The 25,374-nt window shown below is 63.5% G+C and carries 19 protein-coding genes; 11 read left to right on the top strand and 8 right to left on the bottom strand.

Annotated features, from left to right (window positions below; all coding sequences use genetic code 11):
* The first annotated feature begins 106 nt into the window (after positions 1-106).
* From ACEW7X_RS15875 to ACEW7X_RS15920, 10 genes are all read left to right on the top strand, one after another.
* Complete coding sequence (locus ACEW7X_RS15875; protein WP_068375445.1) at positions 107-1,300, top strand: ABC transporter substrate-binding protein; 1,194 nt, start codon at positions 107-109, stop codon at positions 1,298-1,300.
* Between the two features lie 107 nt (positions 1,301-1,407).
* Positions 1,408-2,286: a branched-chain amino acid ABC transporter permease gene (locus tag ACEW7X_RS15880; RefSeq protein WP_068375442.1), complete on the top strand. Its 879-nt coding sequence runs from the start codon at positions 1,408-1,410 to the stop codon at positions 2,284-2,286.
* Complete coding sequence (locus ACEW7X_RS15885) at positions 2,283-3,299, top strand: branched-chain amino acid ABC transporter permease (protein WP_420177421.1); 1,017 nt, start codon at positions 2,283-2,285, stop codon at positions 3,297-3,299. Before ACEW7X_RS15880 ends, ACEW7X_RS15885 begins: the two co-directional genes overlap by 4 nt.
* A complete protein-coding gene (locus ACEW7X_RS15890; protein WP_068375436.1) occupies positions 3,296-4,078 on the top strand; it encodes an ABC transporter ATP-binding protein in 783 nt (260 codons plus the stop codon). The genes ACEW7X_RS15885 and ACEW7X_RS15890 overlap by 4 nt, the downstream gene beginning before the upstream one ends.
* Positions 4,071-4,775, top strand: coding sequence for an ABC transporter ATP-binding protein (locus tag ACEW7X_RS15895; protein ID WP_068375433.1), 705 nt, complete (start codon positions 4,071-4,073; stop codon positions 4,773-4,775). The genes ACEW7X_RS15890 and ACEW7X_RS15895 overlap by 8 nt, the downstream gene beginning before the upstream one ends.
* Positions 4,776-5,381: 606 nt before the next feature.
* A complete protein-coding gene (locus tag ACEW7X_RS15900; RefSeq protein WP_068375431.1) occupies positions 5,382-5,909 on the top strand; it encodes an RNA polymerase sigma factor in 528 nt (175 codons plus the stop codon).
* Positions 5,906-6,886 (top strand): FecR family protein, encoded by a 981-nt coding sequence (locus tag ACEW7X_RS15905; protein ID WP_420177422.1) that lies wholly within the window; start codon positions 5,906-5,908, stop codon positions 6,884-6,886. The genes ACEW7X_RS15900 and ACEW7X_RS15905 overlap by 4 nt, the downstream gene beginning before the upstream one ends.
* Before the next feature lie 231 nt (positions 6,887-7,117).
* Complete coding sequence (locus ACEW7X_RS15910; protein ID WP_420177423.1) at positions 7,118-9,667, top strand: TonB-dependent hemoglobin/transferrin/lactoferrin family receptor; 2,550 nt, start codon at positions 7,118-7,120, stop codon at positions 9,665-9,667.
* 5 nt (positions 9,668-9,672) lie between these two features.
* On the top strand, positions 9,673-11,610 hold the full coding sequence (locus ACEW7X_RS15915; protein WP_420177424.1) for a hypothetical protein: 1,938 nt from the start codon (positions 9,673-9,675) through the stop codon (positions 11,608-11,610).
* 155 nt (positions 11,611-11,765) lie between these two features.
* Complete coding sequence (locus ACEW7X_RS15920; RefSeq protein ID WP_420177425.1) at positions 11,766-14,021, top strand: choice-of-anchor tandem repeat GloVer-containing protein; 2,256 nt, start codon at positions 11,766-11,768, stop codon at positions 14,019-14,021.
* Positions 14,022-14,132: 111 nt separating this feature from the next.
* On the opposite strand, the gene ACEW7X_RS15925 is transcribed toward ACEW7X_RS15920, so the two are convergent.
* The 7 genes from ACEW7X_RS15925 to ACEW7X_RS15955 all read right to left on the bottom strand — a co-directional run bounded on the left by ACEW7X_RS15925 (position 14,133) and on the right by ACEW7X_RS15955 (position 22,367).
* Positions 14,133-14,816, bottom strand: coding sequence for an FMN-binding negative transcriptional regulator (locus ACEW7X_RS15925; RefSeq protein WP_420177426.1), 684 nt, complete (start codon positions 14,814-14,816; stop codon positions 14,133-14,135).
* A gap of 112 nt (positions 14,817-14,928) precedes the next feature.
* Positions 14,929-15,918: an alpha/beta hydrolase fold domain-containing protein gene (locus ACEW7X_RS15930; protein ID WP_420177427.1), complete on the bottom strand. Its 990-nt coding sequence runs from the start codon at positions 15,916-15,918 to the stop codon at positions 14,929-14,931.
* A 157-nt stretch (positions 15,919-16,075) separates the two neighbouring features.
* Positions 16,076-17,050, bottom strand: a complete 975-nt coding sequence (locus tag ACEW7X_RS15935; RefSeq protein ID WP_420177428.1) for a 2-hydroxyacid dehydrogenase — start codon at positions 17,048-17,050, stop codon at positions 16,076-16,078.
* A 56-nt stretch (positions 17,051-17,106) separates the two neighbouring features.
* On the bottom strand, positions 17,107-18,918 hold the full coding sequence (locus ACEW7X_RS15940) for an ABC transporter ATP-binding protein (protein ID WP_420177429.1): 1,812 nt from the start codon (positions 18,916-18,918) through the stop codon (positions 17,107-17,109).
* A 27-nt stretch (positions 18,919-18,945) separates the two neighbouring features.
* Positions 18,946-19,785, bottom strand: coding sequence for an ABC transporter permease (locus ACEW7X_RS15945; protein WP_127775358.1), 840 nt, complete (start codon positions 19,783-19,785; stop codon positions 18,946-18,948).
* Positions 19,782-20,777, bottom strand: coding sequence for an ABC transporter permease (locus tag ACEW7X_RS15950; protein ID WP_068375404.1), 996 nt, complete (start codon positions 20,775-20,777; stop codon positions 19,782-19,784). The genes ACEW7X_RS15945 and ACEW7X_RS15950 overlap by 4 nt, the downstream gene beginning before the upstream one ends.
* A gap of 69 nt (positions 20,778-20,846) precedes the next feature.
* Positions 20,847-22,367 carry an ABC transporter substrate-binding protein gene (locus ACEW7X_RS15955; RefSeq protein WP_420177938.1) on the bottom strand — a complete coding sequence of 507 codons (1,521 nt, stop codon included), beginning with the start codon at positions 22,365-22,367 and terminating at the stop codon, positions 20,847-20,849.
* Between the two features lie 375 nt (positions 22,368-22,742).
* On the opposite strand from ACEW7X_RS15955, the gene ACEW7X_RS15960 reads away from it, so the two are divergent.
* Entirely contained in the window at positions 22,743-24,254 is a 1,512-nt protein-coding gene (locus ACEW7X_RS15960; protein ID WP_068375401.1) for a PLP-dependent aminotransferase family protein, read from the top strand.
* A gap of 63 nt (positions 24,255-24,317) precedes the next feature.
* Here ACEW7X_RS15960 and ACEW7X_RS15965 read toward each other — a convergent pair whose 3' ends face one another.
* A complete protein-coding gene (locus ACEW7X_RS15965) occupies positions 24,318-25,199 on the bottom strand; it encodes an alpha/beta hydrolase (protein WP_420177430.1) in 882 nt (293 codons plus the stop codon).
* Positions 25,200-25,374 lie beyond the last annotated feature (175 nt).

Raw genomic sequence — 25,374 nt, forward strand, 5'->3', positions numbered from 1 at the left:
TAAATTCAATTTGAAACCAGCGTAAGAACTGGTGTTATCCCTACATATTTAGGACAATTACAATCCTTGTCTGACTCACCTGCCGTTCCGCCGGAGACTTCCTAACATGAAAAAACGTCAATTTCTGGGTGCCATCCTGGGTGCTGCCGCCTTCGCCGGCATCGTTCCTTCCGCCATGGCGCAGGAAAAGCCTTTCAAAGTGGGCCTGTTGCTGCCCATGACGGGCCAGTTCGCCACCACGGGCCGCCAGCTCGAAGCGGCCGCCAAACTGTACGTTCAGGAACATGGCGATGTCGTCGCCGGCCGCAAGGTCGAACTGATCGTCAAGGACGACACCGGCGTGCCGGATATCTCGCGCCGCCAGGCCCAGGAGTTGCTGGTCAAGGACAAGGTAGACGTCCTGGCCGGTTTCGGCCTGACGCCGCTGGCGCTGGCCGCCGCACCGCTGGCGACGCAATCCAAAACGCCTGAAATCGTCATGGCGGCGGGCACTGCCAGCATTACCGAAGCATCTCCCTACATTGTGCGTACCAGCGTCACCCTGCCTCAGGGCGCGGCCACCATGGCCAAATGGGCGCCGGAAAACGGCATCAAGAAAGTCGTGACACTGGTCAGCGACTACGGCCCCGGTATCGACGCCGAACAGTCCTTCATCGAAGAATTCAAGAGCAAGGGCGGTGAAGTCGTCGAAACCCTGCGCGTGCCGCTGCGCAATCCGGACTTCTCTCCCTTCCTGCAGAAAGTGCGTGACATCCAGCCCGATGCCGTCTTCGTCTTCGTGCCCTCTGGCGCTGGCGCAGCCCTGGTCAAGCAGTTCGTGGAACGCGGCATGGACAAGGCCGGCATCCGCCTGATCGGCACCGGCGACCTGACCGACGACGACCTGCTCAACGGCATGGGCGACGACGCGCTGGGCATCATCACCGCCTATCACTACTCAGCCGCGCACCCGTCGGAAGCCAACAAACAATTCGTGGACGCCTTCAAGAAGGCCAACAACGGCATGCGCCCCAACTTCATGGCCATTGGCGCCTATGACGGCATGCACGTGATCTACGAAGCCATCAAGGCCACCGACGGCAAGGGCGACGGCCCGGCGCTGCTGGCCGCCATGAAAGGCCTGAGCTATGAAAGCCCACGCGGTCCGGTCACCATCGACCCGGAAACGCGTGACATCATTCAGAACATCTACCTGCGTGAAGTGAAGCGCGACCCGGCCGATGGCGAACTCTACAATATCGAATTCGACGTGGCCGAAGCCGTGAAGGATCCGTACAAGGAAGCCAAGAAGAACAAGTAATCCGCGTTCAGCGGCGGCCGGGCCTTGCCGTCCGCCGCTGCCCGCCAGGCGCGCGCCCCGCGGCGCCGCCCGCCCTTTCCGCTTCTCTCCGCTACGCCCCGCCCCCTATGCTGACCATACTTTTCGACGGCATCGCCTACGGCATGCTGCTCTTCGTATTGGCTGTCGGCCTGGCAGTCACCATGGGCCTGATGAATTTCATCAACCTGGCCCATGGCGCCTTCGCCATGGTTGGCGGCTATGTCACCGTGATCCTGATGCAGCGTCACGGCATTCCCTTCCTCGTCTGTCTGCCGGTGGCCTTCATTGTGGCCGCCGCCCTGGGCGCCCTGCTTGAGCGAACGCTCTACCGCCATATGTATGGCCGCCCCCACCTGGACCAGGTGCTGTTTTCCATCGGCCTGACCTTCATGGCGATTGCCGCCGCCGACTACTACATGGGCTCGTCCCAGCAGCTCGTCCAGATGCCGGACTGGCTGCGCGGCCGCACCGAAGTCGCCATCGGCCCCTGGACACTGGGCATGGGGTACTACCGTATCTTCATCATCGCGGTCTGCGCCGCGCTGACGCTGGTCCTGCAGTATCTGCTGTCCCGCACCCGTTTCGGCAGCCGCCTGCGCGCCGCCGTGGACGATCAGCGTGTCGCGGCCGGCATGGGCATCAATGTCAACCGTGTCTTTCTGCTGACCTTTGCCGCAGGCTCCGGGCTGGCCGGGCTGGGCGGCGCCATGGGGGCTGACCTCATGGGCCTGGATCCCAGCTTTCCGCTCAAGTTCATGGTGTATTTCCTGATCGTGGTCGCCGTCGGCGGCACCGCTTCCATCACCGGGCCCTTGCTGGCCGCACTGCTGCTGGGGATTGCTGACATCGCCGGCAAATACTACATCCCGCAACTGGGCGGTTTCATTGTCTATGGCGTCATGATCGTCATCCTGATCTGGCGCCCCCAAGGCCTGTTTGCCCGCAAAGGAGGCCGAAAAGCATGAACTCCTCCACTTCTCTTTCCCCCGCGCTGGCCCTGCGCCGCCAGGGTGCCTGGCGTCTCTGGGAAGCGCCATTCTGGCTGGCGGTATTCCTGCTGCCATGGCTGGCCAGCGACTATGCCATGCTCATCAATGAGATCGCCATCGTTGCGCTGTTCGCGCTCTCGCTGGACCTGATCCTGGGCTATGCCGGTATCGTCTCGCTGGGCCACGCCGCCTTCTTTGGCATGGGTGCCTATAGCGCTGGCCTGTTCGCCCTGCATGTGTCCCCGGATCCGCTGCTGGGCCTGGCCTTCGGCACAGTTTGCGCCTTGCTGCTGGGCCTGCTGTTCAGCCCGTCCATCATGCGCGGCACCGACCTCAGCCGCCTGATGGTCACCATCGGCGTCACACTGATCCTGTACGAACTGGCCAACCAGATGGCCTGGCTGACGGGCGGCGCGGATGGCCTGCAAGGCATCTTCATGGGGCCTTTGTTCGGCGCCATTGAATTCGACTTCTACGGCCAGACCGCCGCCTGGTATTCCATCACCGTCCTGCTATTGATGCTGACCTTCATGCGCGTGCTGGTGAATTCGCCCTTTGGCGCCACCCTGCAAGCCGTGCGCGACAACCCCTTGCGTGCCTCTGCCATCGGCATTCCCGTGGCAGCGCGCCTGGCAGTGGCCTATACCCTCTCGGCTGGCATGGCGGGCATGGCGGGTTCGCTGCTGGCGCAAACCAATGCCTTTGTTTCGCTGGATGTATTCGACTTCGCGCGTTCGGCCGACGTCGTCCTGATTCTGGTGATAGGCGGCGCGGGCTGGCTCTACGGCGGTATTTTCGGCGCCATCGTCTTCAAGCTGATGCACGATGTGCTCTCGGCCATTACGCCGCAGTACTGGATGTTCTGGCTGGGCCTGTTCCTGGTGCTCCTGACGCTGGTAGGCCGTGACCGCCTGCTGCGCCCCTGGACCTTGCTGCGCCGCCCTGGCAAGCGCGCCAGCGCCTCGAACGCTGCGGGAGAAACGCCATGAGCCATACCACTCCGGACACCGCCCCCGTCGTCTTGCAGGCCGAAGGCCTGGCCAAGAAATTCGGCGGCATCGTTGCCACCAACAACGTCTCGCTGGCCCTGCGCCGCGGCGCGCGGCATGCGCTCATCGGCCCCAACGGCGCGGGCAAGACCACACTCATCAACCTGCTGACGGGTGTGCTGACGCCCACCAGCGGCCGTATCCTGCTGGAAGGCGAAGATATCTCCCGCTTGCAGCCCTACAAGCGCGTGCAGCGCGGCCTGGTGCGCACCTTCCAGATCAATCAGCTGTTCGACCAGTTCACACCGCTGCAAACACTGGCGATGACCCTGAGCCAGCACCGTGGCCTGGGTGCGCGCCTGTTCGGCAAACTGGGGCGCGACCCTGGCATTGCGGAACGCTGCGAAGAACTGCTGCAACGCTTCCACCTGAGCAGCGTGATGCACCAAAGCACACGCACCCTGCCCTACGGCAAGCGCCGCCTGCTGGAAATTGCCATCGCGCTGGCCTGCGAACCGCGCGTGCTGCTGCTCGACGAACCCGTGGCAGGGGTGCCAGCGGGCGAACGCGAAGAACTGTTGCGCACGGTGGCGGAACTGCCCGAGGACGTTTCCGTCCTGCTGATCGAACACGACATGGATCTGGTGTTCAGTTTTGCCAAGCGCATGACGGTACTGGTCAACGGCACCGTTCTCACCGAAGGCTCGCCCGAGGAAATCGCCAACGACCCCGAAGTCAAAGCGGTCTATCTCGGCCATGGAGATGAAGCACATGCCTGAATTACTGCAAGTCGAAAACCTGAGCGCAGGCTACGGCGAAGCCATCATCCTGCAGAACCTGAGCTTCACGCTGGCCGAAGGCCATACCCTGGCCTTGCTGGGGCGTAACGGCACGGGCAAAACCACGCTGATCAGCACCCTGGTCGGCGCGACCCGCCGCCATGCCGGCAGCATTACGCTGGCTGGCGTGCCCGTACACAACCGGCCCTCGCACGAACGGGCGGCGGCCGGGATAGGCTGGGTGCCGCAGGAACGCAACATTTTCAAATCGCTGACGGTGCACGAAAACCTGACAGCCGTGGCACGCCCCGGCAAGTGGACGCCGGAACGCATCTACGCCATGTTCCCCAGGCTGGCCGAACGCAAGGAAAGCATGGGCACGCAGCTCTCCGGCGGCGAACAGCAAATGCTGGCCGTCGGGCGGGCACTGGCGCTCAACCCGCGCCTGCTGTTGCTGGATGAACCCCTGGAAGGCTTGGCGCCCATCATCGTCGAGGAACTGCTCAAGGCCATCCGCCGCATCACCCGCGAAGAAGGCCTGAGCGCCATCATCGTGGAACAGCACCCGCAGGCGATCCTGGCGATTTCCGACGACGCCATCGTGCTGGACCGCGGCAGCATCGTGCATCGCGGCGCGGCGCAGGCGTTGAAGGACGATGCGGAACTGCTGGATTCCCTGCTGGGCGTGGCGCGTTAGGCCGCCCACAACCCTCCTGGCCATGGGCTGTCCCCCGACCGGCATGGCCAGGGACATGCCCTATGCACCGGCATAGGCCCCGGCGCCTGTTCCCGGATACGGCTGCCAGCACCCCGGAAGGAACCCGCGCCGTCAAGGATGCCGCAAGCCAAAAAGAGTTCTCCTACACGATAGATCCTGCTGCCTGATCATCTCCCTCGCGTAAGGACGAGAGTACGAAAACGGCGCCTGCTGGCGCCGTTTTTTTTGCGCTGGACATGCTCCACCGACCGCAAATACCGCTTGCGGGCATATGCGCCAGCACCAGGCCGTGGCATGCCTGCCTGTTCCACCATGTAAGAACCTCTTCTTGACCAGCCCAGATCAAATACCGATAATCACTCTTATTCTCGATATTCATGCGTGCGGATGGTATAGATTTGCAAGAACGCACCCGGCAAAGATAAGCACCATGCCTGGCCAACGTGACAGCAGATTGCCTGATTGCCTGATTGCCTGATTGCCTGATTGCCTGATTGCCTGATTGCCTACAGCAGCTTATCTGCCGCCATCATCCCCCGCCGTTTTCCTACGTCTTAGTGTTCCTTATCGCGCGAACTTTCCACCGTGGCCCATACAAGCTGGTTCGGCATAGAACTGTCTTATCTTTACGGCACCCTGCTCGACGGTATCGTCCGGCAGACACGCTGTAGCCATCGCGCGCGCGATATCCTGCACGACGCGCTGGTGCGCTATGCCACGGCCGCTTCCGCCAGCCACATCGAAACCCCGCACCTGTACTTGCGACGCATTGTCGGCTCGGCGCTGGCCGACCATTACCGCCTGGAGCGACGCTATATTGCGCTGCCGGAAGAGGACGGCGACACTGCACTGATCCGGCAGGGCGAAACCAGGGTGCCGTCGCCCGAGGAAATCGCCGACATGCGGCAACGCCTGGCCCAGCTTCAGGCCGTGCTGGAAGCGTTGCCGCCCAAGTGCCGCGAGGTGTTCTGGCTGCTGCGCATCGAGGGCATGAGCCATGAGGAAATTGCCACGCGCCTGGGCATCAGCCGCAAGACCGTGGAAGGCCATGTGGCGCGCGCCTTGGTGCGGCTGGTTGCGCTGCGGCGCCATATCGGAACGGATCTGGGATGAAGACACCGCTGGAACAGGCCGCGCAGTGGTTCATGCGCCTGCAGCAATCGCCCGACGACGACTCGCTGCAAGCCCGCTTCGAGCGCTGGATATGGCAGGACCCGGCGCACGCCACCGCCTATCGCGAGGTCTGTCACGCCTGGGATGCCTTTGATTCCGACCAGGCGCTGGGCCGTCTGGCCAGCGCCGCCACGTGCGCCAGCACGAATCAGGCGCAGCGCCGCAGAACGCTCAAGCATCTTTCCATCGGGGCGGTGTCCATCCTGGCAGTCGGCGGGCTGGCATGGCAGCGCCAGCGGCCGGATTGGCACGGCCAATGGCAAACGGCCCAGGCTGCCCCGCTATTAGGGCAGGCATTGCCGGACGGCTCAGTATTCGACCTCGGCCCGGACGCCAGCCTGCAAGCCAGCTTCCGGCCTGACCTGCGTTCGGCCGAGCTGCCGCAAGGCGCGCTCATTCTTGCGGCGGCGGCAGACGGGCAACGCCCCTGGCGGCTGCGCAGCCGGAATGTGGACATACAGCTGCAAGATGGCCGCATCGCCATCGACCGCTGGCGCCCGGAACAGATCCGCATCAGCCTGGAACACGGCCAGGCGACTGCCACCCTGAACGAGCCACGCTGGCTGGGCCTGGGCCGCATCGAACGGGGCCAATGGCCCTTGCGCGCCGGACAGGTGCTGGATATTCAAGCAGGGCAGGCGCGCTATCTGGATATTCCGGCTGCGGACGCCTATGCCTGGCGTGCAGGCGTGCTGGTGTTCTCAAACGCCAGCCTGGAAGAAATTGCTGCGCAGCTTTCGCGCTATGCCGCCCTGCCCGTCCGCGCGCCACTGGGCAATGGCAACAGCCCGCGCCAGCCGCGCATCGCCGCGTCGGTGCGCCTGACGGATATTCCCCAGTTCCTCGCCAGCCTCCCCACGCTGGGCAACATCCGCGTACGCTCCCTGCCCGACCACATCGAACTGCTGCCGGTCTAGCCCCGGCTCCCGCTGTTTCCGCCCTGTTCCCCCTGTTTTCCCCCATGCAGCCATGAGTGGCCTGCTGCGCTGCCGCCTGCCCGAAGCAGCAGCAGTGCTCCGTGCAAGCAGCCGCCGCCCCGCACAATTTACATATTGTTTCAAATCCGAACAAGGGTATTTCTCGTCCCCAACCGTCTTTACGGGCATTGCCGGCATGCATGGGCTTGCTGGCTCTCCCGTGGAGTTTTCATGCGTTCCCTTCTGATTCCGCTCGCACTCCCTCTGGCTGTCAGCCTGGCGTCACTGGCGCCGGCAATGGCCGAGGCAGCGGACGCGACCGCCAGCGCACGCCTGGTAGATTTCGACGTCCCGGCCCAGACACTGGACCTGGCGCTCAAGGCCGCGGCCGCCCAGGCAAGCCTTTCCGTCGCAGCGGATCAGTCCTTGCTCGGCGGCCGCCGTTCCGCCCCGCTGCACGGCAGCTATTCCGTCCAGCAAGGCTTCGAACGCCTGCTGGCAGGCACCGGATTACGGGTGACGGTCAGCGCCAACCTGGTCGCCATTACCGCACCGCCGCTATCCGCCAAGCCCGCCACGGAACTCGCCCCCGTGCTCGTGACCGGCAATATCAACGCACGCGCCGACATCTTCACCACACCAGAAATGCTGGCCAGGGTCACGACAGAAGATCTACGCCGCCTGCCACCGCGCAACACCAGTGACGTTCTGGCCAATGTCTCCGGGGTTTTCACCAGCCAGGGGCGCAGCGATCCGGGCGTCTCCGTCAATATCTGGGGCATGCAGGACTTCGGCCGGGTGAACGTCATGGTGGACGGCACGCGCCAGAATTTCCAGAAAAGCGGGCATGGCAGCAACGGCCAGGTCTATCTCGACCCGGCACTGCTCTCAAGCGTGGATATCGAAAAAGGCCCGACCTCCACCGTGGGCGGCGCTGGCATGATCGCCGGCATCGTGAACTTCCGGACATTGCAGATCGACGATGTGCTGCTGCCTGAACAAACCGTAGGTGGACGGGTTCAGGGCAGTACCGGCACGAATGCCACACATTTTCTGGGCCACGCCGCCATCGGCCTGCGCATGGGAGAGGAAACAGATTTCCTGGCTGCCGTGAGCCGCCGCCACCTGGGCGAATTTCGCCTGGGCCGCAAGGGCGGGATCGACCATTACGAAGGCTCGAACAACCAGAACGCCATCGAAACACCCCTGGGTGAACCGGCCCGTGCCACGAACCAGGACATATGGTCCGGCCTGGCCAAGCTGGGTTGGCGCCCATCCATCGACCACCGGCTGCAATTGAGCTACGTAGGCTACGACACCAAGTTCACCAATGGCGACCGCCTGGCTGTCAGCGGCGCGGCGCAATATTCGGTGCGGGTCGATACGATCAAGCTGGAATACGACTACCAGCCTGCCAACCCATGGATATCCATCGAGTCTTCGCTGTACTACACCAATACGAGACGCCACGAAGAACGCATTGCCAACGAAGCCAGGCCAGCCGATAGCTTCGCCCTGGATTTCGAAACCAATACCCTGGGCGGAACCCTGCAGAACACGGCAGTCGTCGAACTCGGCAAATGGCAGCTGACCTCGCGTACCGGCGGCGAGTTCTTCCACGACTGGACGTCCCCCAAGTACAACGACCACGTCAGCGACAATTCCTCGCGTGACCCAGCCTGGTACGAAGGTTCCACGCCCAAAGGCAAACGTACCGTGGCCAGCGCTTTCCAGTCCCTGACCTTCGACTACGACGAATGGCTGCGCATTGCCGCTGGCTTGCGCTACGACCATTTCTGGCTCAAGGGCAACGGCCAGATGTTCATGGGCATGGTGCCCAACGAGATGGGCGTACGGCCGTCGTCTACCGCGCTCTACACCCGGTTTGAAGTGGATCGCTCCACCTATGGGGTTGCGCCCACGCTGTCGCTGGCCGTCAAACCCGCGCCCTGGGCACAGCTCTTCGTCAATTATGGCGAAGGCCTGCGGCCGCCCGCCATCACCGAAACCATGATGTACGGCATGCACGTCTACAACATGTTTCCCTATTACCCCAGCCCGGGCCTGAAGGAAGAGCGCGCCCGCACCTGGCAGTTCGGCACCAACCTGAACTTCACCCCCGGCCTGCGCCCCAACGACGCGCTGCGCGTGAAGGCGGCCTGGTTCGAAAATCGCGTGCGGAACTACATCGTGATGGGAGCCATCATGTCTCCCATCGCCACCGCCGACTGCGGCGGGATGCTCTGCCCATCGGCCTACGTCAACCTGAACCAACCTGCCCATTTCCGCGGTCTGGATATGCAGGTCGATTACGACAGCGACGACTTCTTCGCCAACCTGAACGTGACGCGCGTGATCTCCAAGCTGGACACGACAGACTACAACCCTTTCCCGCTGGGCAGCTGGACAGGCTACCCGCCGACCTCCATGGGTAGCAGTGGCGGTGCCGGCAGCACGCTCGTGGACATGTTCTATTTCGGCCCGCCCAGCCTGAAGATCGGCCTTTCAGGCGGCGTGCGCCTGTTCGACCGACGCCTGGAACTCGGCGCACGCTGGCGCCTGGAGCGCCCCTGGAAAGAAGACACGCAATCCGTTTGGGCCAATCAGACCGTGCGCACGCTGGATCTGTGGGCCGGTCTGCAAGCCACCCGCCAACTGCACCTGGGCCTGGCCGTCGATAACGTGCTCGACCGCAATTATGTGGAAATCACCGGCTCGGGTACCGGCCTGAGCTTTGCCCCCGGACGCACGATCCTGGGCACCCTGACCTATCAGTTCTAGGCCATTTGCCAATCATCCCCAACGACTTATCCACCGCCACCCATTCCCCCGACGCCACCGGCACCGCTTCTTGCCCTGCCATGCTCAACCACAAGGCCCCCGTGATGAACCATTCGCCGCTACGCACTTTTACCCTGCCCCTGCGCCCCCTGACGCTTGCCGTCATGCTGGCCGCTGCGCTACCCGCCCAGGCGCAATGGGCCAATCAGGAAGGGCTGGACGCCAAGGTTCTGCATCGCTTTGAAAAGTTCTCTCAGGACGGCAACCTTCAGGGCGTCAACCCGGCCATGGCCCCCATCGCCCACAAAACCGACAACGGCATCCTGCTGCAAGGAAGCACATGGACCGGACGCCCCGCCCAGGATCCCGCCGCATTCGGCATGGATGCAGGCGGCTTGAGCTACCTGCTGACCCTTGATGCGGACGGCAAGCCCGCCGCCTATCAGCAAGCGCCTATCCCGGCCGCCACCGGCATGGTGCATTCCGACCTGCTGGATGCAGGCGAAGGCAAAGTGTTCGCCTCGGCATCGCACTACGTCATGACCCCGACGTTCGCCCAGATCAATCACCTGGTCGTTATCCAGGATGGCAAAACCGAGATCCTGGCACCCACCAACACCGACTTCGACGGCCCCTTGGGAGGGGTAGGACAACATGCCGTCGACGAGGACGGCAATATCTATTACGGCACGACCAGCCTCTCTCCCACACTGGTCAAACGTGCGGCAGACGGTACTTTCAGCACGCTCGTCGACTTCCTGCAGTATCAATCCGGCAAGGCGCTGCTCAAAGGCGGCTATTCCACGGTCCTGCTCTGGAGCAAGCAGGATGACCATCTGTACATCGCGTCGCGCATGCCCATGTACGAACCCAACAGCACCGGCGATTATCCTGGTGTGGACAAAGCCGCTACCGTCTATGGCTCGCTGTCCCGCATTCCTGGCAGCACGCTGCGCGCCGGCAAAGTCACGGCAGACGATATCGAGGTGCTGCACTATTTCACGGAAGGCAACATCGCCAACAATACCCGTGAAAACGTCAATGTCATGATCGAAGACGGCACCTGGCTCTACGGCGGCGGCGCTGCCGGCATGTGGCGTTTCAATCGTGCCGACATCGAAGGTGGCGTGGCGTTCCTGCCCTTCTCGCCGGATCTCAGCGCGGTTCACACTGCCGACGCCCCCAACCTGGCGGGCGGCCCGGCTGGCGCGATACAGGGCCCCATCGCCCTGGGCCTGGACGGCAATATCTACGGCACATCGACTCAGGATGCGTCCATCACTGCCGCCAACAGCCGCGGTGTCATTCGCGCCAACGGCCAGGGCGCGCTCTTCCGCCTTGTGCCCGGCCAAGCCCCGGACCGCTCCGATGACCGCATTGAAGCCGTCCGCTATTTCAACGACAGCGATTTTGGCAGCGGCCTTTTTGGCGTGCGTGCCGGCCCGGTCGTCAACGGCAAGCACTGGCTGCTCGGCACGACCCGGACGGGCGGCAGCCTCAGTCCGGAAAGCGATACCAGCGGCCTCATCTATGCCCTGGAAATCGACCTGCCGGACATCGCCTTTACCGAACCCCTGAAAGCGGACAAGAACAGCTATACGACAGGCGAACGGCCAGTGCTGACCTGGGCCACCACCGGCGCCCAGAAATGCCTTGCCAGCGGCGGCTGGCAAGGCACCCAGCAAGCCTCCGGCAGTGCTCAAATGCCTGCCCTGGCCACGGCAGGCACCGTCACTTACACACTGATATGCGAAGGCCTGGCCGGCAGCCAGCGTTCTGAAACCAGCATCACGGTCACGCAAGCCGCCACGCCCGTCCAGCCCGTTGCCCCGACAGAAGTGCAGGATGTGGGTGGCGGCGCAACCTTGCCGGCAGGCCTGGCCGGACTGGCATTGCTGGCCCTGCTGCGCCGCAGGCCTGGCCGCCCTGCCGAGCGCTCGTGAAACAGCCGGCCCGAACAAGGTCTAAGCCGCGTGCCTGCCGGTCTCCCGGGACCGCAGGCCGCCCACATATGCCCGGCCAATATGTCCGTCCCGCCAGACGACACATCACGCTGGCGGGCTCCCCTGATCACGTGCCCCAACTCCAGGCCTGAACCATGCCAATCCAATCTTCCGCCAAGACAAAACTGTTAGTCGGCACCTGCCTGCTGGGCAGCACTGTCGGCCTGAGCACGCCCGTGCCGGCACAAGAGGCCACCGCTTTGCAGATGCAGCGCCTGGTCACCCTGTCAACGCGCAACTACACCGATGGCGAACAGCTCGAAGGCGTGGCCGCGCTGGAAGCACTGAATAACTCGCCGCCCTCTTCGAACCCACCCATTCTGGTGTCCGACGCCACCTATGGCAGCTATCTGTACTGGACAGGGATAGACAGCGTGATAGATCCCAACGATACCGAGTGGGATCAGCTCGCCTACAACTCCCGCACCCGCTTGGGCCCGGCGTTCCTCCGTGTGCCATCCACACCGGCAAAATTCCAGAAGTCCGTGATTTCCCAGGAAATCGTTGGCGCGCCCAGGGCTCAGATCGGCATGGGCACACAGGCGGTGTTGCGCCGCAATGGCGACCTGATCGCCGGCATCGCCAGATATAACAATCGCACCGGCGGCGAACGGTGGTCGCTGGAAAATCAGGCGCCCCGCCCGGGCCAGCGCACCGGCGTACCAGACAACTATGGCACCAGCCTGGTCACCACTGGCGCCCTGGTGCGAGCCGATGCCGACGGCACTCACGCCAGCATCATCGCCAGCACGCTGGACAAGCTGTATTTTCCCTATGGGCGCCTGGCGCAGGCTAGCGATGGCACGCTCTATGGCATGGACGAAGGCCCGGATGGCAACGGCCGCATATACAAGCTGTCCGCGCGCGACGAACTGAGCACCCTCCACGCCTTCCCGCTGCGGCAAACAGGGCGCGGCCAATTGCTCAATGACATCATCCTGGCTGCCGATGGCTGGCTCTATGGACTGATGGCATATAGCCGCGGAACCCCCGGCGCCCCCGGTGCCGATACTGCCGCCAACACACCTACCGGCATCCTGTTCAAGCTCGATCCTGCCCAACCTGATACCAGCTACACCGTCCTGCGCGAATTCACCCTTGCCGACGGCGAATTCAATACCGAGAACGCAGCCATCTGGCAGACCAGCAATACCGTCGATGGCACCTCCATCAGTTTCCTGCTGTCCGACACCGGCATGAACACGCTGACGCAAGGCCCTGACGGCCATCTCTATGGCACTTCGTCCGTCAGCGCCTGCAATGTCTATACCACGCCCTCACGGTGGCTGTTCCGGCCCGCCCTCCAGGCATACGAGAAAGTGACGATCCGCTATGTCACGCCCAGCCTGCTGTGCGGCCAGGTGCAGGGGTCCACCTCCATGACGACGGGCGCCACGCCCTACACCACGAAATGGGAATACCCTGCGGACAGCAACCGATACGATGTCGGCTTCAATAGCAATGGCACCCTCTTTCGCATCGGCACGGACGGCAGCAATTTCCAGACCCTGCACCGTTTCGACGGCATCAACGGCGCCACGCCGCGCGGGCCGCTCGCCTTCATCGGCAATACGCTTTATGGCACCACGCTGTCCGGCGGCTCGCTGCACAACTTCTATTTCGGCAACCCCTATAAACCCATAGCGCTGGGCTGGACACGCAACAACCTGAGCGCGGACAAAACAGAGAGCGACTACGCATTCCAGGTCAGCGATGGCGTGCTGTACGCGCTGGACATGGACAAATGGCGCAGCGACCCGGATAGCGCCTTCAGCGTGCGTCATGAGTTTTCCGAACGCACGACAGGAAAATCACCCACTGGCGTCACGCTGGGGCAAGACGGCGCCTTGTATGGGTCCACTCGGCATGGCGGCGCAGAGCGCTGGTTCGACCGCGTGCAGGGCAACGTCATGGAGTACGACTATTCCAATTCCGGCACCATCTGGCGTTATGGTGCGGATCAAGGCGCCACGATCAACCTTGCCGTCTTTCCTGCCTCCATCAAGCGTGACGAAACCGCCCGCATTACCTGGACGGCCTCCGGTGTCGTGCCGGGCTCCTGCACAGCCACCTCGAAAGATCATGACTGGGAAGGTCCGCAGGCAGAAGACGGCAGTGTGGATGTCACCAAAGCTGCCAGCGGCGTCTATACCTACTCGCTCTCCTGCGTAAACAGCACCACCGGGACGCCCATCGGTTCCAACATCGCCACCTTGCGGGTCGATAGCGTCGCCAGCGAAACCGACGGCAACTCCATCAAGTACACCGGCGGTGGCGGCGCCCTGCCGCTCTGGCCGGCACTGGCCTTGCTGCTGTTGGCCGCAGGACGCCGCGCCCGCAAACCGTACTGATGCCCGTCAAGGTGTTTTGCCCGGCCCCAACGCCCGGCAGGCACCCCACCATGCGGCCCTGCTTGAAGGTACAGCCGCCGGTTTTCCTTGCGGAAGAACGGCGGCTTGTTTTCATGCCCGCGCCTTGGCAGGCACAGCGTCTTGCGGCTTATCCGCCACGGCCGCATCCAGCCCCAAACAACGCCGCATCAGCGCCGCCATATCACGCGCCTGGGAATCCGGCTGGGCCTCCAGCGCCGCAACCACGCCCAACTGATCCTCGCGTGATTTGTCCTGGTTGATCTTGAACTTGCCTTCCAGTTTGGTCACGGGGATACGCACGCCCATGATGGCGCGCAGACGCGGCACGATCATATCGGCGGGCATGACGTCAAAGCGCCAGTTGCCGCCCAGCGGCGTGTCGTAGATCGCCACGGTTTCGCGCAGCAGCTCGTGTATGTCCTCGGGGTCTTCTATCAGTTCCGGCTGGCCGCGCGCATGGATGGCGGTGTAGTTCCAGGTCGGGAAAGTCATCTGGTTCACATACCAGCTCGGCGTCACGAAGGCATGCGGCCCCTGGAAGATGACCAGCGCTGGCGCACCGGCCAGCAGATCCTGGCTCTGAGGATTGGCCCGCGCCAGGTGGGTGGTCAGGATGCCCAGGCCTTCCGGCCCGCCTTCTTCCAGCAGGAACGGCAGGTGAGTGGCCTGCACGCCATTGGCGCCGGAGGTCACCAGGGTGGCAAAACTCCAGAGCCGCATGTGTTCATGCAGGACACCAAGATCATTTTCGACATACGCTTTCGGGGTGTACATATCCGTCGTCTCCTGCCGCCGCTGATCCGCAGGCGTGCATGTCCCCGGCCCCGGCCCGGCGGGCAGGGGAAAGACAGCGCACGGCTACGGCCTCGCGGCCGCTTTGCTCATCTCATGCTTCGGCGTGCCTGCGCATCCAGTCGCAGCTTTCGTCCAAGGCCCGAACCGCCACATCCGCAATCTCAACCGCCTCCAGGAAGCTGTGCACAGTGCCCGGGTATACCCTGGCATCTACCTCGACCCCGGCCTGTTCCAGGCATTCCGCCATCTCTATGCTGTCGTCGTAAAGCGGGTCGCATTCCGCAATGACCAGCAACGCCGGCGGCAAGCCATCCAGGCGCGCCTTCACCAGGCACATGCGCGGGTCCTCGAAATCTTCCGGGCGCCCGAGATAAGCCCGGTAGAACCAGGCCATCATGTGCAGTGACAGGCCATATTCGCCCCCGCCATAGCGCACCATGGAATCGCGGTACATGCGCGTACTGAAGCCGCCGTAATTGAGCAGCATGCCCCGTGGCAAGGGTTCGCCGGCATCGCGCAGGGCCACGCAGGTGCCCAGCGACAGGTTGCCGCCAGCCGAATCCCCGCCGATGAACAATCCCGCTGCGTCCACGTCCAGGTCATCTGCATGCTCGCGCAGCCAACGCATGACATCCGTGCATTCTTCCAGCGGCTGTGGAAAACGGGCCTCCGGCGCCAGCGAATAATCCACCCCGACCACCACGATACCGGCCCGCTGCGCATACTCGCGCATGACCCGGTCATGGGTATCCAGGCTGAACACCACGAAACCCCCGCCATGGATATACATCAAGGCGCCCGGCAGCCGGCGCTGCGTTGGATAATGCACGCGGATGCGTACCGGACCATGCCGGGTCGGCACTTCGCGTTCCACCGTGCGCGCCATCTCCGGCCCGCCGGCCACCCATTGCGCCTTGACCCGTTCGCCGATGCGGCGCCCTTCTGCCAGGCTGACGCGGTCGCGCCTGGGGTACTGCGCCGCCACTTCCGCCGTCCGGCTCAGGAAGGTGGCTATCTGGGGGTCCACGGGCGCGAAATGCCCGGGGTAGACATCGTTGATATCCCTGTCGTTGCGACTCATGAGTTCTGGCTCCCGGCAATCTGTCTTGAATGAATGAACATGCGAATTTCCAATCCTGAATACCTTCGGCCTGAAGGCCGAGGCGCCTACTGCACCGTATGGATACCGCCACGCGATACCCCGGACTTCAGTCCGGGACTTGCGCTTGGCCGCGGGGTCAATAGCCCAGCACCGGGTCCACGGTATTGAGCAACTCCTGCCCGGCGCGCAGCCGCGCCACGTTGTCGGCCACCTGGCTGATCACGGCCTCCCAGGACGCCATGGTGGCCATGTGCGGCGTGACCACCACACCCGGCATGTGCCAGAACAGATGATCCTCGGGCAGCGGCTCGCGCGCGAAAACGTCCAGCACCGCGCCGCGCATATGGCCGCTGGCCAGTGCATCGGCCAGATCCTGCTCCACCAGGTGCGCGCCCCGGCCGCAATGAATCAGCGCCCCCCCCGGCGGCAATGCGGCGAACAGGCGCCGGTTCAGAATGCCGCGCGTGCTGTCCGTCAGCGGCAACAGGCAGACCAGGATGTCGCAGCCCGCCAGGAACTCGTCGAACTGCGCCGCGCCGCTGTATGCCTGCACACCTTCCAGCTGACGCGGCGTGCGTGACCAGCCCCGCACGGCATAGCCCCGCTGCACCAAGCCCTGCGCCACGTGCCCGCCCATTTCGCCCAGCCCCATGATGCCCACGCGGCACGTGGAGGCATGGGTCTGCAACGGCCGGAGCCACTGCGCCTGGCGCTGCTGGGCCAATGCCCGGTCCAGGCTGCGGTGGAAATACAGCACGCTCCACAGCACGTACTGCAACATGCCTTCAGCCAGGTCCGGGTCCACTACCCGGCATACCGGCAGGCCGCGCAGATCCTGGCCTGCCACCACGTTATCCACCCCGGCCGCAATGCTGTGCACCAGCTTCAGCCTGGGCATGCCGGCATAGACCTCATCCGGCACATCCCAGCACACGGCCAGTTCGGCCTGCGCATGGCGTGGGTCAGGCCACTCGACGACCTCCAGGCCGGGAATGGCCGCTTCCAGCTGCGGCTTGAGAAACGACAGGTCGAAAGAGCGGCTCAGCAAAGCAGCCGTCAGTGTGTCGGCACCTTGCGCAGCGTTCGATGATGCTTGCGTACGTTCAGTCATGGATGCGACTTTCCTCTATCCAAAAATTCATGCATTCCCATTTCACTGCAGCCTCATCACGCCATGCCTGGCGTGGCCTGCATACCGCCGGCCTGCAGGCGTTCATCCATCAGGCGGCTGTACCACTGCTGGCCCGGAATCGCCTGCACCAGACGCTGGGTATAGGGATCTGAAGGCGCGTCGAAAATACTGGCGGCCGGCCCGTACTCCACCACCTTGCCTTTGTGCATGACCGCCACGCGGTGGCAGATCTGGGCCGCCACGCGCAAATCGTGGGTGATGAAGATCATCGCGATATTCAGGCTGCGTTGCAGGTCTGCCAGCAAGGCCAGCACCTGCTCCTGCACCGACACGTCCAGGGCCGACACCGATTCGTCTGCCACCAGAAGACGTGGCTCCAGCGCCAACGCACGGGCGATTCCGATGCGTTGCCGCTGCCCGCCGGAAAACTGGCCGGGGTGCCTGTCGTAGGCCGAGGCTTCCAGCCCCACCCGTTCCAGCAGCGCACGAGCGCGCCGCTCGGCCTCGGCCATGGGCACGCCATTGGCGCGCGGCCCGTCGGTAATGATGCGGCCGACTGTATGACGCGGATTGAGCGAAGCAAAAGGGTCCTGGAAAATCATCTGCACATCCTTGCGCAGTGGCCGGAATTCGCGCTCGCTCATGCGCGTGATATCGACGCCGCCGAAATGGATGGCGCCGCCATCCACATGAGTCAGGCGCAGCAGGCACTTGCCGATGGTGGATTTGCCCGACCCGGATTCCCCCACGATGCCCAGTGTTTCCCCCTGGTGCACCGCGAAGCTCACATCATCGGCAGCCACAACCTCGCGGCGCGTGCCCAGCAGCCGGCTGCCGCTGGCATAGACCTTGCGCAAGCCATCCACCCGCATCACGCAACCCTCGTTCATGTCTGGCAACGCCGTACCGCGCCGTCCCGGCACAGCGGCGATCAGCTTGCGCGTATACGGATGCCGGGGCTTCTCCAGCACCTGGACGGCCGGGCCCTGCTCCACCAGCACGCCGCGCTCCATCACTGCCACGCGGTCTGCGATTTCAGCAACCACGCCGAAATCGTGGGTCACGAACACGACTCCCATGCCCTTCTCGCGCTGGATGCGCTTGATCAGCGCCAGGATCTGCGCCTGAGTCGTCACGTCCAGAGCCGTCGTAGGTTCGTCTGCAATCAGCAGGCCCGGCTCCAGCGCCAGCGCCATGGCGATCACCACCCGCTGACGCTGGCCGCCGGAAAGCCGGAACGGATAGGCCTTGTACAACGTGGCAGGCTCTGGCAGACCGACGAATTCCAGCAATTCCAGCACCCGCTGCACGCCTTGCGGGCCGGGGTAGGCCTGGTGCACACGCAGCACCTCCAGTATCTGGTCACCCACCGTCATGACCGGATTGAGCGCCGACAGCGGCTCCTGGAACACCATGGCGATTTCTCGGCCACGCAGCTTGCGCATGTCCTCTTCGCCGGTCTGCAACAAATCACGCCCGCGAAACAGGATGCGACCGGCCTCCGGCTGCAGGTAATCCGGCAACAGGCCCATGATGGCATTGGCGCTCATGGATTTGCCCGAACCGGATTCCCCTACCAGGCAGAGAATTTCCCCGGCGTGGACGTCATAGGACACATCCCGCACCGCATAGGGCCGGTCGCTGCCGCTGGCAGGCAAGGCGATGCTGAGGCCCTGCACCTGCAACAGTGCCGCTTGCGGCAGCGCGGCGGAAGAACTGTCATGCGGGCCAGGCGCGGTGGCTGGCGCGTTACTGCGCGCTGCGAAGAACTGCAGGTCGCGCCTGTCTGCGCCGCCCTGCATCTGTCGCAGCAAACCCGCGTTGGCACTCGTATGGCTCGTATTCATTTCGTGTTTCCCCTTGGCTCGCACGGTTCACTCGCCACGCCGGCGCAGGTGCGGATTGAGCGCGTCATTCAACCCTTCGCCGATCAGGTTGATGGCCAGCACTGTCATCAGGATCGCCACTCCCGGTGCAATGCTCAGCCACCAGGATTGCCGGATCACACTGCGCGCCGCGCCTATCATGAAGCCCCAGCTCATCTGGTTGCGGTCGCCCAGCCCCAGGAAGGACAGTGCCGCTTCCGTCAGGATGGCGGTCGCCACCATGAAGGAGCCCATGACGATGATGGACGACATGGCATTGGGCAGGATCTGCGTCAGCACGATGCGGCTGGGGCGCTGGCCTATCACCACCGCCGCCTGCACGAATTCACGCTCCCGCAGCGACATGAATTCGCCACGCACCAGCCGCGCCACCGGCGGCCATGACACCAGCGCAATCGCGCCCACCACCGAATAGAGCGAAGGGTTGAGGATGGCGACCACCAGCACGGCCATCACCAGCTGCGGAATGGTCTGGAAAAACTCCGTGACCGCCATCAGGGCATCGTCGATCAGACCGCCGGCATAACCGGCCACCGCCCCGACCAGCACGCCAACACTGAGCGCCACGCCCGTCGCCACCAGGCCTACTGTCAGCGACACCCGGGCGCCATAGATCAGGCCTGCCAGCACGTCACGCCCCAGCATGTCCGTGCCCAGCGGATGAGCCATGTCGGTAAACGGCAGCAGCATGGGCCGCGCCACGATCATCCATGGCGACTGCGAATAAAGCAGTGGCCCCAGCAGCGCCACCAAAGCCACCAGCGCGAAGAACGCCAGCCCTGCCACGGCACCGTAATTACGCAGGTAATGTTTGCTCAGCGATTTCATGATTTCGCTCCGTTGGCGCCTATCCGCGGGTCCAGCACCCGGTACACCAGGTCCGCCATGAAGTTGAAGAACACCACCATGGCCGAAGTCACCAGGAAGCCGCCCAGCAACAGTTGATAATCACGTTGCAACAAGGCATCGAACATCAGCCTGCCCACACCGGGCCAGCCGAATACGGTTTCAGTCAGCACCGCGCCGCCTGCCAGCTGGCCCAGTTGCACGCCAGCGAAGGTAACCACTGGCATCAGCGCATTGCGCATCACGTGCACCCGCAGGACGCGTCCGGGCGGCACGCCCTTGGCGCGTGCCGTCTTGACGTAGTCCATGCCCATGACTTCCAGCATGGAAGCGCGGATCAGGCGCGCATATACCGCCATGAAAAACGCCGCCAGGGAACAGGCCGGCAGCACCAGGTGGCGGCCGATATCCAGCACTTTTTCCCACCCGACATAGCTGGCGGCCACGCTTTCCATGCCGAACGCCGGGAACCAGCCCAGGATGACGGAAAAGATGATCACGCTCAGCAGCGCCAGCCAGAACAGCGGCGTGGCATACAGCAGCATCGCCGAGGACATTACCAGGCTGTCGACCCAGCGGTGCCGGTTGCGAAACCGCGAACGCGCCGCCAGTGCGCCCAGCGCCACGCCGGCCACGATGGAAATCACGAAGGCTGCCGCCATCAGCAGCAGCGTTGCCGGCAGGCGTTCCATGATGAGGTCGAACACCGGCACATGGTTGCGGTAGGAATAGCCCAGGTCCAGCTGCACCGCCCCCTTCAGATAAACCCACAACTGCGTCAGCAAGGGCTGGTCCAGCCCAAACTGCGCGCGCAGCGCCTCGACAAATGCCGGGTCACTCGCACCCGACTCCCCGGCCAGCACGGCAGCAGGGTCGCCCGGCGCCATGCGGATCAGGAAAAAATTGATGACAACCACACCCAGCATCACCATCAATGCTTTGAACAACCGCGTCGTAAGGAATGAAATAAACATCGGATACCTCGCGTCCAGTTGCCTGGCGCGGCCCCCCTGGCCGCGCCAGCTCGCTTATTGCTGCGCGTACTACTCGATGGATACGGTATCCAGGGATTCAGTCAGGCTATGGCCCGAGCTCACCGGATTCTTCACGTTCGATTTGGAAACCGTGCCGAATTCGATATCCATCAGCCAGTTGTTCGCCACGTCCCGCGCCAGGATTTTCTGCAGGTCGCTGTAGTACGCTGCACGCTTGGCCGGGTCCAGTTCCTGTCCAGCCTTGTCCCACAGGGCGTCGGCCTCGGGGTTGCTGTAGCCCTGGTTATTGGCAAACGGGCTGCCCTTGGAAATATTGCGTGTCACGTACAGCCGCTCCACGCCCAGGGCCGGGTCCCCGTACTGGTAAGGCAGGTTGAAGGTGATGTCGTAATCCCAGTTGCTGACCTTGCTGGCCCAGGTACCGCCGTCGCTGGCTTCGATTTCGACACGGAAGCCGATCTGCTCGAGCATCTGCTTGGTGTATTCCAGCAGGCGGTCATAGTTGCCGCCGAGCGCCATGTTGAGCAGCTTCACCGGCCGCGCGCCGACATCCACGCCCGATTCCTTGATCAATGCCCGGGCCTTGTCGAGATCGTAGGGATACTGCTGCACATCCTTTTCAAAGAACAGTTCCGTCTTGGCGAACGGCCCGGTTGACGGCCAGTTCAGGCCTTCGAAAATCACGTCAACGATGAACTGCCGGTCCAGCGCATGCTGGATCGCCTGGCGCACCTTGACGTTATCGAAGGGCGGCTTGCGCAGGTTGAGCTGCAGGTGATAAGTGGGCGAGAACAACTCCCAGCCCTTGGCCGTGTAGTCCACGCCATCCATGCCCTGCAGGCGCTTGAGGTCGGACACTTCCAGGTCGCCGCTGCGCAACACCTGCACCGTGCCATTCTCGAAGGCCACCACACGGGAGGCCGCATCCGGCATCATGTAGAACACCACGCCATCCAGGTACGGCAAACCGGGCTTCCAGTAATCCGGGTTACGTTCAAGCCGCAGGTAGGAACCGCGCTTCCATTCCTTGAAGCGGAACGGGCCGGTGCCGACCGGCTTCTGGTTGGCCGGATTGCGGGCGAAGTCCGTACCCTCGTACAAATGCTTGGGCATCATCGGCATGGTGCCGGACTCGAACATGTAGATGAACGGCGGGAAAGGCTTCTTCAGCTTGATCTCGACCGTGTGTGCATCCTTGGCCGTCACTGACTCAAGATAGTTCTTCAGCACCAAACCGGTGCGCACATGCACCGCCGGCAGCAATGTGCCAATGGTGAATACCGCATCATCGGCGGTAAATGGCTGGCCGTCGTGCCATTTCACCCCTTCCTGCAACTCGAACACATAGCTCAGGCCATCGTCGGAAACCGTCCAGGATTTGGCCAGTTCAGGACGCGGCTTCAGGTCGCCGTCGTAGGTCAGCAAACCCTGGAAAACCTTGCTGCCCATGTATTGCGCCGCCACCATGGAATTCATGGCCGTGACGATGGACGGAGGTTCCGGGTTGGCAACCAGGCCCAACGTGCCGCCACGCGTCTGCGCCTGAGCTGCCGTGCCCGCCATCATCATGGGCACCAGGGCCAGCGCCAAGCCGCACACAAATTTCCGTGGAAAGGAATTGAGGTTTTTCATCATGGTCTCATCGTCCATAAATGACAACACTGTCGAAAAGCGGAGCACGCCATCATCAGGATCGGCAATGCCTCGCCACCATTCGGAAAAGCCCAGGGCTACAGAATGAATGCCTCGCCTGGCTCCACCCCGAAGGGAGGACAGCGCGCCGGCCGGGCCACATGTGAAATCAGTCCGTCGCACGCTGTCATCACACAGTACGCGTCATGTGGACCGGTAAAAAGCGCCACTTCAGCCTTTCTTCGTGGTACCACTTGGCACGATTCTTGCTAGGGTTTTCCCTGTCACCCTGCCACTTTCGACGTCGCTATCGTGCTGCTTTCCGACTACCTGCTCCAGTACCTGGATTACGACAAGTTGTCGCCCCACGGGCCGCTCAACCGGCAGATCTACGACCTGCTGCGCCAGGCCATCCTGAAGGGCATGTGGCCCCCGAATACGCGCATGCCGTCCACGCGCGCGCTGGCCGACGAGCTGAAGCTGTCGCGCAATACCGTGCTGCATGCTTTCGATCAATTGCTGGCTGAGGGCTACCTGATCAGCCGGCCTGGCAGCGGAACGTATTTATCCGACACCCTGCCCGGCCACGTCCCCGACCGCCTGCTGGTAGCGGGCGAAGCCCAGCCCGCACCAGATCCAGGCCTGTCACGGCGCGGGCTGCTGGTGCTCAAGGATGCCGCCATCGTCGAAAGCCCTTCCGGCGCTTTCGCGCTGGGGATTTCCGACACCGACCATTTCCCGCACGCGGCCTGGGCCCGCATGATCGGGCGTCACTGGCGCTATTGCCGCCGCGACCGCCTCAACTACGCCCACCATGGCGGCTACTACCCGCTACGCCAGGCCGTCGCCGAACACCTGCGCCTGTCGCGCTCAGTGAACTGCACGCCGGAACAAGTCATCATCACGACCAGCATCCAGCAATCCATCGCGCTGGTCGGCCAGATGCTGGCCGATACCGGCGACCGGGTCTGGGTGGAAGAGCCGGGTTATCGCCCGGCTCGCAGCCTGCTGCAGGCACAGGGCCTGGAGCTGGTGCCGGTACCAGTGGATGCAGAAGGGCTGACGCTGCAAGGCGAGCTGATGCTGCACCCGCCGCGCCTCATCTATGTCACGCCATCGCACCAATTCCCGCTGGGAATGGTGATGAGCCTGGCGCGCCGCCGCCGGCTGCTGGAATACGTGCGCCAGCACGATGCCTGGGTGCTGGAGGACGACTACGACAGCGAGTTCCGCTTCGAAGGCCGGGTACTGGCATCGCTGCAGGGCCTGGACGAACATGGCCGCGTGATCTACATGGGATCCCTGTCCAAAACCCTGTTCCCCGGCATCCGCACCGGTTATCTGGTCCTGCCCGAAGCCATCGCTGCACAATGCGCCGACGGCTACGCCGAACTTTTCCGCGACGGACAACTGGTCCAACAGGCGGCGCTGGCCGAATTCATCTCGCAAGGCATGTATGCCGCCCACATCCGTCGCATGCGCCAGCTCTATGCGCGCAAGCAGACGCTGCTGCGCGCCGCCATCACCAGGCGGCTAGGCGCGGACTGGCCGGTTTCCGCCCATGAGGCCGGGCTGCACCTGGTGCTGCACCTGCCGCCCGACAGCCCGCCCGGCACGGACCAGGCCGTCGTGCTCGAGGCACGCCGCCAGGGGCTGGTCGCTCGGGCGTTGTCCTCACACTATGCGGGCACTTCCACGCCCTGTCAGGGCCTGCTGCTGGGCTATGCAGGCGTTCAGGAAAGCCAGATCGTGCCGGCCTTCGAACGGCTGGCACGGATCATCGAGCAAAGCCTGTCGGCGCACCGGGAAGCCACCCCGGCCTGAAGCGGCCGTCATGAGTCGCACCCCGGGGGAGCGCACCGGATACAACACCGGCTTGGCCCTCACTCAGTCGGCCTGGATCATCGCGGCAAATTCGCGGAACAGCGCCTGATTGGGGTCGCACCAGCGGTCTATCATGTCGAAGTGATGGCCGTCCGGCTGCGGCACGACAGTCACCGCCATGCCCCGCTCCCGGCAGGCCTGCGCATAGGTATCCTGCTGCCGCTGGAATTCCTGAGACTCATCCCCGCCTACCGACAGGATCAAGGGCAGCCCCTGGCGTGGCAGGCGGTACAAGGGACTGTTGCGGCGCGCCTGAACAGTATCCAGGCCCACCACGGCATTGAGGAAGCACAGCCGGATGGGCTCCAGTTCATACACCCCACTGAGTGCGCAGCCACCGCGCACGATATCCTCGCGCACGCCCAGCGCTGCCCAATCCGTCGCCATCAAGGTTGCCACCAGATGGCCGCCCGCCGAACTGCCGGCGATATAAATGCGGTCACGCGCAATGCCCAGCGCCTGCGCCTGGCCATCCAGCCAGGCCACGCTGGCACGCAGGTCATCGACAATCTGGTCCATGTTCACTGCCGGCGCCAGGCGGTAATTCACCAGCGCCACATGGCAGCCCATAGCCTGATAGGCCGCCGCGGTATAGCCAAATGCCGACTTGTCCTGTGAACGCCAATAGCCGCCATGAATGAACAACACCACCGGTGCTTTCTGGGCACCGCATGAGAAAAAGTCGATTTCCTGCAAGGCGAATGCGCCATACCTCAGCACCTGCAACCGCCCCTCGGCCTGCGCCTGCTGCCGGGCTGCCGCACTGTCCGCATCCCAGCGCGTGAAGATGTCCTTGTAGCCAGGGATCATCCCCAGGATGTTGTATTGGGCATCCAGCGCGGACTGATCATATGTCCCGTAAACGGGATGGTTAGCTTGTTCCAAGACTTGCCCCCTGAAAACAGTGAAGAACGCCTGCGTCCGGCAATACCGGCATGCATGCGGGCCACGGACGGCAGCACTGGCGCACCACTCGCCCTGCCCCGCTATCTTGCGGCTGCCATTCCAGCGCATCTATCTCATCAAGGCCATTCACTATCGTGATCAGGCCATAGCGTTT

The organism is Kerstersia gyiorum (assembly GCF_048595715.1).
GTDB lineage: Bacteria > Pseudomonadota > Gammaproteobacteria > Burkholderiales > Burkholderiaceae_B > Kerstersia > Kerstersia gyiorum.

Coding starts and splice junctions, on each gene's coding strand:
- ACEW7X_RS15875 (WP_068375445.1), top strand. CDS start 107: ATGAAAAAACGTCAATTTCTGGGTGCCATCCTGGGTGCTGCCGCCTTC.
- ACEW7X_RS15880 (WP_068375442.1), top strand. CDS start 1,408: ATGCTGACCATACTTTTCGACGGCATCGCCTACGGCATGCTGCTCTTC.
- ACEW7X_RS15885 (WP_420177421.1), top strand. CDS start 2,283: ATGAACTCCTCCACTTCTCTTTCCCCCGCGCTGGCCCTGCGCCGCCAG.
- ACEW7X_RS15890 (WP_068375436.1), top strand. CDS start 3,296: ATGAGCCATACCACTCCGGACACCGCCCCCGTCGTCTTGCAGGCCGAA.
- ACEW7X_RS15895 (WP_068375433.1), top strand. CDS start 4,071: ATGCCTGAATTACTGCAAGTCGAAAACCTGAGCGCAGGCTACGGCGAA.
- ACEW7X_RS15905 (WP_420177422.1), top strand. CDS start 5,906: ATGAAGACACCGCTGGAACAGGCCGCGCAGTGGTTCATGCGCCTGCAG.
- ACEW7X_RS15910 (WP_420177423.1), top strand. CDS start 7,118: ATGCGTTCCCTTCTGATTCCGCTCGCACTCCCTCTGGCTGTCAGCCTG.
- ACEW7X_RS15920 (WP_420177425.1), top strand. CDS start 11,766: ATGCCAATCCAATCTTCCGCCAAGACAAAACTGTTAGTCGGCACCTGC.
- ACEW7X_RS15925 (WP_420177426.1), bottom strand. CDS start 14,816: ATGTACACCCCGAAAGCGTATGTCGAAAATGATCTTGGTGTCCTGCAT.
- ACEW7X_RS15930 (WP_420177427.1), bottom strand. CDS start 15,918: ATGAGTCGCAACGACAGGGATATCAACGATGTCTACCCCGGGCATTTC.
- ACEW7X_RS15935 (WP_420177428.1), bottom strand. CDS start 17,050: ATGACTGAACGTACGCAAGCATCATCGAACGCTGCGCAAGGTGCCGAC.
- ACEW7X_RS15940 (WP_420177429.1), bottom strand. CDS start 18,918: ATGAATACGAGCCATACGAGTGCCAACGCGGGTTTGCTGCGACAGATG.
- ACEW7X_RS15945 (WP_127775358.1), bottom strand. CDS start 19,785: ATGAAATCGCTGAGCAAACATTACCTGCGTAATTACGGTGCCGTGGCA.
- ACEW7X_RS15950 (WP_068375404.1), bottom strand. CDS start 20,777: ATGTTTATTTCATTCCTTACGACGCGGTTGTTCAAAGCATTGATGGTG.
- ACEW7X_RS15955 (WP_420177938.1), bottom strand. CDS start 22,367: ATGATGATGGCGGGCACGGCAGCTCAGGCGCAGACGCGTGGCGGCACG.